At 63.1% G+C, this 11,839-nt stretch carries 11 protein-coding genes; 6 read left to right on the top strand and 5 right to left on the bottom strand.

All coding sequences use genetic code 11. The features are described 5' to 3' along the window. The first annotated feature begins 63 nt into the window (after positions 1–63). Complete coding sequence (locus IVB07_RS27540) at positions 64–1,098, top strand: L,D-transpeptidase family protein (RefSeq protein WP_247766769.1); 1,035 nt, start codon at positions 64–66, stop codon at positions 1,096–1,098. 346 nt (positions 1,099–1,444) lie between these two features. Here IVB07_RS27540 and IVB07_RS27535 read toward each other — a convergent pair whose 3' ends face one another. Next, positions 1,445–2,302 (bottom strand): VOC family protein, encoded by an 858-nt coding sequence (locus IVB07_RS27535; RefSeq protein WP_018457181.1) that lies wholly within the window; start codon positions 2,300–2,302, stop codon positions 1,445–1,447. A gap of 147 nt (positions 2,303–2,449) precedes the next feature. Beyond that, positions 2,450–3,640: a urate hydroxylase PuuD gene (locus IVB07_RS27530; RefSeq protein WP_026233319.1), complete on the bottom strand. Its 1,191-nt coding sequence runs from the start codon at positions 3,638–3,640 to the stop codon at positions 2,450–2,452. 235 nt (positions 3,641–3,875) lie between these two features. Between IVB07_RS27530 and IVB07_RS27525 the strand changes: the two genes are divergently transcribed. Continuing rightward, positions 3,876–5,216 (top strand): sorbosone dehydrogenase family protein, encoded by a 1,341-nt coding sequence (locus tag IVB07_RS27525; RefSeq protein WP_026233318.1) that lies wholly within the window; start codon positions 3,876–3,878, stop codon positions 5,214–5,216. A gap of 168 nt (positions 5,217–5,384) precedes the next feature. Here the strand turns inward: IVB07_RS27525 and IVB07_RS27520 are convergent, their stop codons facing one another. From IVB07_RS27520 to IVB07_RS27510, 3 genes are read right to left on the bottom strand one after another with little or no spacing between them, the layout of a single operon-like run. Continuing rightward, positions 5,385–6,185, bottom strand: a complete 801-nt coding sequence (locus IVB07_RS27520) for an SDR family NAD(P)-dependent oxidoreductase (RefSeq protein WP_018457178.1) — start codon at positions 6,183–6,185, stop codon at positions 5,385–5,387. A gap of 1 nt (position 6,186) precedes the next feature. Beyond that, complete coding sequence (locus tag IVB07_RS27515) at positions 6,187–6,741, bottom strand: carboxymuconolactone decarboxylase family protein (protein ID WP_018457177.1); 555 nt, start codon at positions 6,739–6,741, stop codon at positions 6,187–6,189. A 14-nt stretch (positions 6,742–6,755) separates the two neighbouring features. After that, positions 6,756–7,568 carry an SDR family oxidoreductase gene (locus IVB07_RS27510; protein WP_018457176.1) on the bottom strand — a complete coding sequence of 271 codons (813 nt, stop codon included), beginning with the start codon at positions 7,566–7,568 and terminating at the stop codon, positions 6,756–6,758. 231 nt (positions 7,569–7,799) lie between these two features. Between IVB07_RS27510 and IVB07_RS27505 the strand changes: the two genes are divergently transcribed. Genes IVB07_RS27505 through cyoD form a run of 4 tightly spaced genes read left to right on the top strand, consistent with a single transcriptional unit; the run spans position 7,800 to position 11,650 of the window. Next, positions 7,800–8,633, top strand: a complete 834-nt coding sequence (locus IVB07_RS27505; protein WP_018457175.1) for a ubiquinol oxidase polypeptide II — start codon at positions 7,800–7,802, stop codon at positions 8,631–8,633. After that, positions 8,623–10,623 (top strand): cytochrome o ubiquinol oxidase subunit I, encoded by a 2,001-nt coding sequence (cyoB, locus tag IVB07_RS27500; protein WP_085362444.1) that lies wholly within the window; start codon positions 8,623–8,625, stop codon positions 10,621–10,623. Before IVB07_RS27505 ends, cyoB begins: the two co-directional genes overlap by 11 nt. Beyond that, positions 10,623–11,264, top strand: coding sequence for a cytochrome (ubi)quinol oxidase subunit III (locus IVB07_RS27495; protein WP_247766768.1), 642 nt, complete (start codon positions 10,623–10,625; stop codon positions 11,262–11,264). The genes cyoB and IVB07_RS27495 overlap by 1 nt, the downstream gene beginning before the upstream one ends. Beyond that, positions 11,261–11,650: a cytochrome o ubiquinol oxidase subunit IV gene (gene cyoD, locus IVB07_RS27490; protein WP_018457172.1), complete on the top strand. Its 390-nt coding sequence runs from the start codon at positions 11,261–11,263 to the stop codon at positions 11,648–11,650. Before IVB07_RS27495 ends, cyoD begins: the two co-directional genes overlap by 4 nt. The last annotated feature ends 189 nt before the right edge of the window (positions 11,651–11,839 follow it).

Below are 11,839 nucleotides of genomic sequence, written 5' to 3'. Positions count from 1 at the left end.
TTCCCGCCGGAAACTCTTTGCTCCGCGAATTTGCGGGGGCGTTGGCGAATGGGGACGAGCGAGATGATGCGGTGGATGCTTGGCGCGGTGATTTCGCTGGCGGCGATCTCTTCGGCGCTTGCGGGCAATCTCGATGCGGCAGCGGTAAACGATGCTGCGCGTCCCGCAAAGCAACCTGCTAGCGACAAGCTCAACGCCGCGATCGTGAAGCTTCAGATTCTGCTCGACCGTGCGCGGTTCTCGCCCGGGGAGATCGACGGCAAGCTCGGAGAGAACGCGCAGAAGGCACTGAAAGCATTCGCCGAGCAGAACGGCGTTGCATCGGATAAAACGATCGCGCCCGAGCTTTGGGACAAGTTGAACGCCGCGAGCGAAGGCGCCGTCCTCGTCGAATACAAGATCACGGACGCGGATGTGAAGGGCCCGTTTCTGAAGGAGCTGCCCGGCAAGCTTGATGACATGAAGCCGCTGAAGGCGCTGAGCTACACCAGCCCGCTCGAAGGGCTTCCCGAGAAATTCCACATGAGCGCCGATCTGCTCAAGGCGCTCAACCCGGACAAGGCCTTCGACAAGGTGGGAGCGACCATCGTCGTTGCAAACGTTCCGGCGCGGCGAGAGCTTCCGAACATCGCGCGGCTCGACGTCGACAAAAGGAACGGGACGCTGAAAGCATTCGACCAGGGCGCCACCCTGATCGCGTTCTATCCCGCGTCAATCGGAAGTCCGGATCGTCCGACGCCGAGCGGTACGCTCAAGGTCACCAGCACCCACGAGAATCCGGTTTATCACTACAACCCTGACTACAAGTTCAGAAGCGTCAAATCGAAACAGCCGTTCGATGTTCAGCCGGGCCCGAACAATCCGGTGGGAGCATACTGGATCGGCTTGTCCGCACAGGGGTACGGCATCCACGGAACGGCGGAGCCCGACAGGGTCAGCAAGTCCGCGTCGCATGGCTGCGTCAGGTTGACCAATTGGGACGTGCGCGCGCTGGGCGAGCACGTCAAGCGCGGCACACCGGTGGTCTTTCTGGATGCGCCGACGGACTCCTCGTCCGAGCAGCGGCGGAAGTCCGGCGGTAGGCGCGCCTCGAACTAGTCTTTGGGAAAGTCCTTGCGCATCGCGATTTCGGCGGCATCACCGGGCGACAGCACGGTCTGGTCGAACGCTGCTTGCCCTCGTCATGATATCGTAGAGCGAGATGCCCTTGATGGCTTGCCCATGAGCTCGCGGACGCAGTCGGCGAGCGTGCCGTTGTAGACGGGATAGGGCGGACCTCGATCCTTTTGCCTCTGGCCCTTCAGCGACGGTCACTTCTTCAGTTCGGCCGGCGCGTCATAGGCGATCGGCGATTTCTCTTTGAACATGCGCTTGGCCCTGAAGGCGCGGGTAGCCCCGAAGCCTGGGGCCGCCCTGTAGACGCTCGTTGAAGAATTAGTTCAAATCAGCCGGCAACAAAGGCGAGCAGGGTGCCGTTCGCCTTGGCCGGCGGCACGCAGATCGCAGGTCCGCTGCGCACGGCTGCCGAACCAAGCGCCTTGTCGGTGGCAGCGAGATCGCCGCTGACAAGCACCAGGGCAGCGCCACCGCGTTCGGAAAGACCCGCGAGCGGCACGCCGGGATAACGTTTGCCGAGCTGCTCCAGCGTCAAGTAAACGAAATCGGCACGATCGCCACCGGAGGGCACGGTCACTGCGCCGTCGGCTTCAGCCTTCGGCTCGCGGTCGATCAGCTGTCCCAGATCCGCGGCTTCCTTCGCGGGCTCGGGCGTCGCGATCAATGTCTGCTTGATCCGCTTGGCCGCATTGGCGTGCTTCATCAGCTCGGGAATCCACACCGTCTCTGGCGTCTTGTGCTGGCAGGCAAAAATGCGCACGCCGCCGGGCGCTTCTGCGGTCGGCCACATGAAGGTGCGGAATTTCGCCGCCGAGATCGTGCCATCAGGCAGCGTCACGGGCCGTTCGAAATCGGTCGGGCCGATCGGCTCCAGGCCACGCGCGCGGATTTCCTCCGCGCCGGCGGTGGAATCGACCGCTGTGAAGGCGATGCGCTCGATGCCTTCGCCGCGCTGGTCGAGGAAGGCACGCGCCGGCGCGTTGTGCTCGGTCGCCGCGAGCACGCCGAGCAGCTCCATATAATCCGGGTCGAACATGATCGTGTAGTTGCCGGTGCCCATATGTGCGCTGTGGGTGCCGCGCGGCGAGATGGTGAAGCCGAGCTGCCGGTAGTTTTCGGCGGCTTTGTCGAGGTCCTGCACCATGACCACGGCGTGGTCGATACCGATGACGTTCTTGAGGGCCACTGTTCTTTCCCCGAGTGCAAACTGACTGGACCGCCGTCGGCGGCCGCAAATCCTGTCTACGCCGGATAGGCGGTCAAGTCATTTTCAAATCGGTGGGACATGCGGAAATTTCATTCCGTGAAGCGCGATATCTGACACTTGATGGCGTCAGCGCGCCTGCTCGATATAGGCGGCGAGGATGGCGCGCTCCTCGCTGGTCATTTCGGTGATGTTGCCCGGCGGCATTGCATTGGACCAGGCGGCGACGCGGCCGATCAGGCGGATGTTGCGATGGATGTGCTCGGGCGCGTCCAGCAATATGCCCTTCGGCGCGGTGACGATGCCGGCCCAGACCGGTTCGGCGGCATGGCACATGCTGCAGCGGGACATCACGATCTCCTCGACATTGGCAAGCGTCGGCTGCGCTGACAGCGCGCTTGTCTTGACCTCGCGCGGGCCGGCCGCCGAGAGGAACAGGATCGCGATCACGCCGACCGCTGCGACGCCCCACACCCACCACGGCGATTTGCGCCCGGCGTGCCGCTCGTTGAAGAAATGGCGGATCACGGGGCCGAGCGCCAGGATGATTGCGACGATGATCCAGTTGAAGCGGGTGGCATAGAGCAGGGGATAGTGGTTGCTGATCATCAGCACGACGACAGGCAGCGTCAGATAGTTGTTGTGGACCGAGCGCTCCTTGCTGGTCTTGCCGAGCTTCGGATCGGGCGCCTGCCCTGCGAGAAGGGCGGCTACGATCTTCTTCTGGTTCGGGATGATCAGCGCGAAGACGTTGGCAACCATGATGGTGCCGATGATCGCCCCGATCTGGTTGAAGGCACCGCGCCCGCTCAGCACGTGGGTGAAAGCATAGGTCAACGCGACCAGGAACAGATAGCCGCCGATCGCGAAGGGCAGCTCGCGCTGCGCCAGCCCGGTACGGCAGGCGCCTTCATAGAGCAGCCACGCCAGCGCGAGGCTGCAGAGGCTGAACAGGCCGGCCTGGAATGGCGTGAGATCGAGGATCGACTTGTCGACCAGGAACAAATCGGCCTCGAGATAATACACCACCACCATCAGCGCGAAGCCGGACAGCCAAGTGGTGTAGGCCTCCCATTTGAACCACGTCAGCTCGTCCGGCATCTGGGCGGGCGCGACCAGATATTTCATGATCCGGTAGAAGCCGCCGCCATGGACCTGCCAGGCCTCGCCTTGCACGCCGTCCGGCAGATCGCGCCTGGGCCTAAGGCTGAGGTCGAGGGCGATGAAATAGAAGGAACTGCCGATCCAGGCGATCGCGGCGACCACGTGTAGCCAGCGGAGCAGCAGGCTCGCCCATTCCGATATGATGGATCCCCACATGATCACCCCAACAGGTGCGACCCCAATGCCGCAGCCTTGATGACCGCAACCGGCGGTCCCGCCCTTACAATGTGTCGCACCGATCAGCCGTATTTTCCAGTACGATGGGCTGCGGCTGTTGCACATCGTGCGGGCATGAGCTGACGTGGGATTCGGCAGGCATTTGACCTGTCGCAGAACGTTTGCGCGTCGATCGGCGTTGAAGCGCAATACGTGAAGGCCGGGAGGAAACGATTTGAAGAACAGGATTTCATTCGCGGCGATGTCCGCGGGATGGCTGGCCGCGGTCGCGACCTGCGCACAGGCTGAGGCGGTGCTGCAAGGCAAGGACGCCTACGGCGATTGGCAGGCCGACAAGCCCGGCACGGTCAGGTTGATCCGGCCGCAGGATCTGGTCAGGCCCGGCGCCACGCGGTCGGTTGCGAGTTCGTCGCGCGTGGTGCCGCGCCCGCCGGAGGGGGCGCTTCAGGTCCCGGCCGGCTTCAAGATCGAGCTGTTCGCAGAGGGCCTGCGCGCCCCGCGCATCGTGCGCGTGGCGCCGAACGGCGATGTCTTCGTCGCCGAGACGCGCGCGGGCAACATCCGCGTGTTGCGCGCCGGCGATGGCGGCAAGGCCGCGACCAACGAGGTGTTCGCTGCCGGAATGAGGCAGCCGTTCGGCATCGCCTTCTTCCCGAACGGCGACAATCCGCAATGGGTCTACGTCGCCAACACCGACAGCGTCGTCCGCTTTCCCTATCAGGCCGGCGATCTCAAGGCGGGTGGCAAGGCGGAGACGATTGTCGCGAGCCTGCCGCATGACGGCGGTCATTCCACCCGCGACGTCGTCTTCACGCCCGACAGCAAGCGCATGCTGGTGTCGGTCGGCTCGCTCAGCAACGTCGCCGAGGGCATGGGCACGCCGCCGGGTGGCGTGGAAGCCTGGTCGAAAGCGCAACCGCTCGGTGCGGCCTGGGCCAGCGAGACCGAACGCGCCACCGTGCTCGCCTTCACCCCCGAGGGCAAGGAGCGGAAGATCTACGCCAGCGGCATCCGCAACTGCGTCGGACTTGCGATCCAGCCGCAGACCGGGCTGCCCTGGTGCTCGACCAACGAACGCGACGGGCTCGGCGACGATCTCGTGCCTGACTACGTCACCAGCGTGAAGGAAGGCGCGTTCTACGGCTGGCCGTGGTTCTATATCGGCGGCAACGAAGACCCGCGTCACGCCGGAGCGCGGCCGGACCTCAAGGGCAAGGTGACGGTGCCCGATGTGCTGGTGCAGCCGCACTCGGCCTCGCTGGGCATGACCTTCTATCAGGGCACGCAGTTTCCGTCAGAGTATCAGGGCGATGCTTTCGCGGCCGAGCACGGCTCGTGGAACCGGTCGAAGCGCACCGGCTACAAGGTGATCCGCATCCGGATGAAGGACGGCAAGCCGACCGGCGAGTATGAGGATTTCGTCACGGGATTCGTGGTGAGCGACACCGAGGTGTGGGGGCGGCCCGTCGGTGTTGCCGTGGCGAAGGACGGATCGCTGCTGGTGTCGGAGGACGGCAACGGGACGATCTGGCGGGTGACAAGCGTGCCGCGATGAAGGTGTACCCTCGCCCCTTGCGGGAGAGGGTGGCTCGCCGCGCAGCGGCGGGACGAGTGAGGTTCTATCGGCGAACTCCTCTGCGTGTGCGGAGAGAAACCCCTCATCCGGCGCCTCGCGCCACCTTCTCCCGCAAGGGGAGAAGGAAGAGCAGCGTGCTTAGGATGTCTACCCCCGTCTCACACTCGCTCCGCCATCCACCGGCAACGTCACACCGGTGATGAAATTCGCCTCGTCCGAGGCCAGGAACAGCGCGGCATTCGCGACGTCCCACCCCGTGCCCATCTTCTTGCGCAGCGGCACCTTGCTGTCGCGCTCGGCTTCGACTTCGGCGCGGGTCTTGTGCCATTCGCGGGCCCGGGTGTCGACGGCCATCGGCGTGTTCATCAGGCCCGGCAGGATGACGTTGGCGCGGATGCCGTATTCCGCATTCTGGTAGGCGAGCTGTTCGGTGAAGGCGATCATCGCCGATTTCGTCGCCTTGTAGGCGACGTAAGGGTAGGTGGTGATCGCCGCCATCGAGGAGATGTTGATGATCACGCCGCTTCCTTGCGCGCGCATGATCGGGATCACCTCTTTCGCCGCCAGAATGCAGCTCTTCAGATTGATCGCGACGACGCGGTCGAACGCCTCCTCGGTGATTTGCAGCAGCTCGGCGTCGCCGCCGGACAGGCTGACGCCCACATTGTTGTGCAGCACGTCGATCCGGCCCCAGCGCGCCTGTGCCTCCGCGACCATTGCCTTGATGTCGGCAGACTTTGTGACGTCGGCCCTGAACGCCGCTGCCGTGCCATGCTGCGCGGCGATCATGGCGGCGGTTTCCTCGGCTGATTCCAGATGATGATCGACGCACAACACCTTGGCGCCCTCGCGCGCGAAGGTCAGCGCCGTGGCGCGGCCGTTGCCCATGCCTTCGCCCGGGCTCTGCCCGGCGCCCACAACGACCGCAACCTTGTCCTTCAAGCGCATGTTAGTTCACTCCCGGAATCGGGTACTGCTGGAGTACCTCTTTGTAATATGGCTCGTTGTCGATCTTCATGGTGGCGAGCACGCGCACCACGCCGCAATAGAAGGCGATGGTCAGCACGAGGTCGACCATATGTTCGTCCGAGAGATGCTGCTTGATCTCGGCAAAGGTCACATCCGAGATCGCGAGTTCGCGTACCATCTCGCGGGCACCTTTCAGGATCGCCTTGGCCTGTGGCTCGAGCGTCGAGGGCTTGCCCTCGGTCTCAGCCATCAGGCCGGCGATGTCATCATCGGTGACGCCGAACTCTCTGCCGATCTTCACGTGATGAGTGAACTCGTATTCCGACTTCTCCATCCAGCCGACCTGGAGGATTGCAAGCTCCCGCAGGCGCGGGTCGAGCTTGCTCTTGAAGCGGATGTAGCCGCCGATGCCGTTGAAGGCGCGCGCCATATCCGGCGAATTGATCAGCAGCTTGTGCAGATTGGTGTTGCGCTTGAGCATGTCGCGATATTCGGGCGCGACCTGGTCGGCCTCGAGATAGGGCAGGCGAGCCATCCCTGATGTTCCTTTCAGTGTTCTTGTGATTCACGTTCGGCGGCTTGTAGCGTCACGCCGCCGTCGACCACCAGCACCTGGCCGGTGATGTAGCGCGCAAAATTGCTGAGCAGGAATTTGACGGCATGGCCGACGTCCCAGCCGGTGCCTTCCGTTTTCAGCAAGGATGCCTTTTCCCGCTGGGCGCGGGCCTGCTCACTCATGCCGCGGGCATAGACCATCGGCGTGTACATCGGCCCGGGACAGATGCAGTTGACGCGGATGTTGTCGCGGCCGTGATCGACCGCCATCGCGCGGGTGAGACCGATGATGGCGGCCTTCGAGGTCGTATAGCTCGTGAGCCCGCGTGGCCGCAGCGCCGAGATCGAGGAGATGTTGACGATCGCACCGCCCTGCGCGGTCCGGATCATCGCAGGGATCGCGTGCTTGGAGAGCAGGAACATGCTTTCGACATTGACCTGCATGACGCGGCGATATTGCTCGGGCGCTTCGTCGACCACGCTGCCGCGGCTCCCGATGCCGACATTGTTGTCGAGGAAATCGAGCCGGCCCCAGCGGTCGAGCGCGGCTTCGACCAGTGTCTTGCAATCGCTCTCGCTGGTGACGTCACCGCCATGCGCCGCGGCCGTGCCACCTTCGGCTGCGATCATCTCCACGGTGCGTTCGGCGAGCTTGAGGTCGCGATCGGCCACCAGCACTTTGGCGCTGGCGCGAGCCAGTAGAAGTGCGGCGGCGCGGCCGTTGCCTATGCCGTCGCCCGCAGCACCCCCGCCGCTGACCAGCGCCACCTTGCCGGCGAGACCGGGATCGTCCTCGGGCCCCTGCATGTCGTTTCATCCCAAATATTTTCGTGCAGTCTAGCAATCGCGCGGAGCGGCGAGAAGGGCCGGCTCCCGCTTTCATGTCATTGACATCGCATGGAATTGCATGCCGCCGCGCGAGAAGGGCGAACGATCGACCGCGCCGTTAGGAACCGATCTCACGCAATCGCGTTTGTTGCGGAGCCTTTCCCGCGCTAGGCTCTGCCCCGGGGCTTTCCAACCGTCATTGGCCTGCCGATGAATCTGCTCGATCCACAAGGGCCTGTGGCTGCGGCCAACAGCACCATCCTGGTCGATTCCGTCTTCATCATGCTCGCGATCGTGGTGCCGACCATTTTCGCGATTTTGGCCTTTGCGTTCTGGTTTCGCGCCTCGAATCCCAAAGCAAAGTTTCAGCCCGACTTCGTCTATTCCGGGCGCGTCGAGATGGTGGTGTGGGCGATCCCCGCGCTCACCGTGATCCTGCTCGGCGGCGTCGCCTGGATCGGCTCGCACCAGCTCGATCCCGCGGCACCCGTGCCCGGCACCGGCAGCCCGGTTCGCATCCAGGCCGTCTCGCTCGATTGGAAATGGCTCTTCATCTATCCGGACCAGCGCATCGCCACCGTCAATACGCTGACGGTGCCGGCAGGCGCCGAGCTGAATTTCCAGCTGACGTCCTCGAGCGTGATGAACACCTTCTTCATCCCGCAGCTCGGCAGCATGATCTACACCATGAACGGCATGGTGACGAAGCTGAACCTACGCGCCGACAACGAAGGCAAGCTGCAGGGACTGTCGGCGCATTTTTCCGGCGACGGATTTCCGGACATGATGTTCGACGTCAACGTGGTCTCGCCGCTCGCCTTTCCGGACTGGGTCGCGACCACGGCGAAGAGCGATGCTGTCCTCAATGAGGACAGCTACAAGAAGCTGATGCAGCAGGGCGTCGAAAAGGGCAGGCCAAGCTACAGGCTCGACGATCCCCGACTGTTCGACCTGATCGCGACCCAGCACATTCCGCCGGGACCGGGGCCGGAGCTCGCATCCGAAGCAGGCCGGTCGCACAGTGGAGGCCATGATGCTCGGTAAGCTCGATTGGTCGGCCATTCCGTTCGATCAGCCGATACCGCTGATCGCAGGCGCCGTGGTGTTGGTCGGGATTCTCGGCGTGCTGGCCTGGGTCGTGGTGAAGGGGCATCTGCCCTATCTCTGGCACGAGTGGATCACCAGCGTCGACCACAAGCGGATCGGCGTGATGTACATCCTGCTGGCCTCGGTGATGCTGCTGCGCGGCGGCAGCGACGCCATCATGATGCGGATTCAGCAGGCGGTCGCCTACCAGTCGCAAGGCTATCTGCCGCCGGAGCACTACAACCAGATATTCTCCGCGCACGGCACCATCATGATCTTTTTCGTGGCGATGCCGTTCGTGATCGGACTGATGAATCTCATCGTGCCGCTCCAGCTTGGCGTACGAGATGTCGCTTTCCCGACGCTCAATTCGGTCGGCTTCTGGCTGACCGCGACCGGTGCGCTGCTGGTCAATCTCTCGCTTGTGATCGGCGAGTTCGCCCGCACCGGCTGGCTCGCCTTTCCGCCGCTGTCGGAACTGTCCTACTCGCCGGGCGTCGGCGTCGATTATTACGCATGGTCGCTGCAGATCTCCGGCGTCGGCACGTTGGTGGCCGGCATCAATCTCGTGACGACGGTGCTAAAGCTGCGCACCAAAGGCATGAACTATCTGCGCATGCCGATGTTCTGCTGGACCACACTGGCCTCGAACCTCCTGATCGTCGCGGCTTTCCCGATCTTGACCGCCACCCTCGCGATGCTGCTGCTCGACCGCTATCTCGGCTTCCACTTCTTTACCAATGAGGCCGGCGGCAATGTCATGATGTTCATGAACCTGATCTGGGCCTGGGGGCATCCCGAGGTCTACATCCTAGTTCTGCCGGCCTTCGGCATCTTCTCCGAGGTGGTCTCGACCTTCTCCGGCAAGGCGCTGTTTGGCTATCGCTCGATGGTGCTGGCGACCATGGCGATCTGCGTCATCTCCTTCATGGTCTGGCTGCATCACTTCTTCACGATGGGAGCGGGTCCCGACGTCAACGCTATCTTCGGCATTGCCAGCATGATCATCGCGATACCGACGGGAGTGAAGATCTACAACTGGCTGTTCACGATGTATGGCGGACGCATCCGCTTCGAGACGCCGATGCTGTGGTCGATAGGCTTCATGGTCACCTTCATCATCGGCGGATTGACGGGCGTGCTGGTCGCGGTGCCGCCGGCCGATTTCATTCTCCACAACAGCATGTTTCTGGTCGCGCACTTCCACAACGTCATCATCGGCGGCGTGCTGTTCGGCGCCTTCGCCGGCTTCGAGTACTGGTTCCCGAAGGCGTTCGGCTTTCGCCTCAACGACCGCTGGGGCAAGCTCGCATTCTGGTTCACTTTCCTCGGCTTCTACGTCACCTTCATCCCGCTCTACGTCGCCGGCATGCTGGGCATGACGCGGCGCATGCAGCACTATGACGTCGCGGCGTGGCGGCCATGGATGCTGGTTGCAGCGGTCGGCATGGCCGTGCTGACGATCGGCGTGATCTGCCAGATCGTGCAGCTCGTGGTCAGCATCCGCAACCGCGAGGCCCTGCGCGACCGCACTGGCGATCCCTGGGACGGCCGCTCGCTGGAATGGGCGACGTCGTCGCCGCCACCCGTTTTCAACTTCGCTTTCAATCCCGATGTGCGCGGCGAGGATGCCTATTGGGACATGAAGGCTCATGCCAAGCAGCAATCGCTCGATCATGATGCGCCCGAGTATCATGACATCGAGATGCCCAGGAACTCGCCGACCGGGTTCGTCTGCGCGTTCTTCGCCACCGTCATGGGCTTTGCGCTGATCTGGCACATCTGGTGGATGGTGATTTTGGGCGGTATCGGAGCGTTCGCGACATTCGTCGTGTTCGCCTGGCGCGACCATGACGAATACGTCATTCCGGCCGAGGAGGTCGCGGCGATAGACCGCGTCAACCTCGAGGAGCGGCGCAGCCTCGTCAGCATGGCGGGGACAGTCTGATGTCAATGACCGCGACCGCCGGCCGAGCGCACGCCGATCCCCATCACATCGGCCTCGTTATCGAGCATCCCGGGCCGGCGCCGAAGCGCATCGTGACCGCCTATGGCTTCTGGATCTTCCTGCTCTCCGACATCGTGATGTTCTCCTGCTTCTTTGCGGCCTACGCGGTGCTGGCCGACCAGACCGCCGGCGGCCCGAAGGGTTCGGAGATATTCGAGCCGCGAAACGTCGCGATCGAGACGGTCTGCCTGCTGCTGTCAAGCTTCACGTGTGGCATGGCGAGCATCGCGGCCGATGTGCGCAACCGGCTGTGGTTCTATCTCGGGATGGCCGTGACGTGTTTGCTCGGCCTCATCTTTCTGGTCATTGAGTTTCGCGAATTCGCTGATCTCGTTGCCCGCAGCTATGGCCCATCGCGCAGCGCTTTCCTGACCTCGTTCTTCTCCCTCGTCGGCTGCCATGGCCTCCACGTCTCCGCCGGCATATTGTGGCTGCTCACCATGATGGCCCAGGTCTTCGCAAAGGGTTTTCGTGCCGACGTGCTGCGCCGGATGATGTGCTTTGCGCTGTTCTGGCACGCGCTCGACATTGTCTGGGTCGGAGTTTTCTCCGTCGTCTATTTGCTTGGGAGTGGCGTATGAGCGATCAGACGCATATGCCGGCCGGCCATGATCTTGCGCCGGGCGATGAGGAGCAACACAGTGTCGGGACGCGCATCCTCGGCTACGTGGTCGGTCTTGTTCTCGCGTTGCTGCTGACGGCGACGTCGTTCTTCATCGCGGGCACGGATCTGGTCTGGCAGCCTTCGATTCCCGTCGCGCTGATCGTGCTGGCGATCGCGCAAATGGGCGTGCATCTCGTGTTCTTCCTGCACATCACCACCGGCCCCGATAATACCAACAACGTGCTGGCGCTCGCCTTCGGGCTGCTGGTGGTGTTCCTGGTGGTCGGTGGCACCGTCTGGATCATGGCGCATCTGAACGCGAACATGCCGGCCATGGATCAGATCATGCCGATGCGCCGCTAGCGCATTGTGCAAAAAAGAAGAGCCGCTTGTTGTGACAAGCGGCCCAAGTCTAGGGAGGAAACGCCCGAGCAAAGCAATCGGGCCGGAGCCGGATTGCCGCTAAAGAAACGCTCGCGCAAAGCGCTCGCGTACGCTTACAAATGCAGCAACTCCCGATAGAGTTCAATTCCGGATGAATACTGTCTTCGG

This window comes from Bradyrhizobium sp. 172 (assembly GCF_023101065.1).
In the GTDB taxonomy this organism is placed as follows: Bacteria; Pseudomonadota; Alphaproteobacteria; order Rhizobiales; family Xanthobacteraceae; genus Bradyrhizobium; species Bradyrhizobium canariense_D.
This window is presented reverse-complemented; position numbering and strand designations above follow the sequence as displayed.

What these genes read in the sequence shown, in the direction of transcription:
- IVB07_RS27510 (WP_018457176.1), bottom strand. Translation starts at nt 7,568, where the DNA reads ATGCAGGGGCCCGAGGACGATCCCGGTCTCGCCGGCAAGGTGGCGCTG.
- IVB07_RS27540 (WP_247766769.1), top strand. Translation starts at nt 64, where the DNA reads ATGATGCGGTGGATGCTTGGCGCGGTGATTTCGCTGGCGGCGATCTCT.
- cyoD (WP_018457172.1), top strand. Translation starts at nt 11,261, where the DNA reads ATGAGCGATCAGACGCATATGCCGGCCGGCCATGATCTTGCGCCGGGC.
- IVB07_RS27495 (WP_247766768.1), top strand. Translation starts at nt 10,623, where the DNA reads ATGTCAATGACCGCGACCGCCGGCCGAGCGCACGCCGATCCCCATCAC.
- IVB07_RS27530 (WP_026233319.1), bottom strand. Translation starts at nt 3,640, where the DNA reads ATGTGGGGATCCATCATATCGGAATGGGCGAGCCTGCTGCTCCGCTGG.
- IVB07_RS27520 (WP_018457178.1), bottom strand. Translation starts at nt 6,185, where the DNA reads ATGCGCTTGAAGGACAAGGTTGCGGTCGTTGTGGGCGCCGGGCAGAGC.
- IVB07_RS27515 (WP_018457177.1), bottom strand. Translation starts at nt 6,741, where the DNA reads ATGGCTCGCCTGCCCTATCTCGAGGCCGACCAGGTCGCGCCCGAATAT.
- IVB07_RS27505 (WP_018457175.1), top strand. Translation starts at nt 7,800, where the DNA reads ATGAATCTGCTCGATCCACAAGGGCCTGTGGCTGCGGCCAACAGCACC.
- cyoB (WP_085362444.1), top strand. Translation starts at nt 8,623, where the DNA reads ATGCTCGGTAAGCTCGATTGGTCGGCCATTCCGTTCGATCAGCCGATA.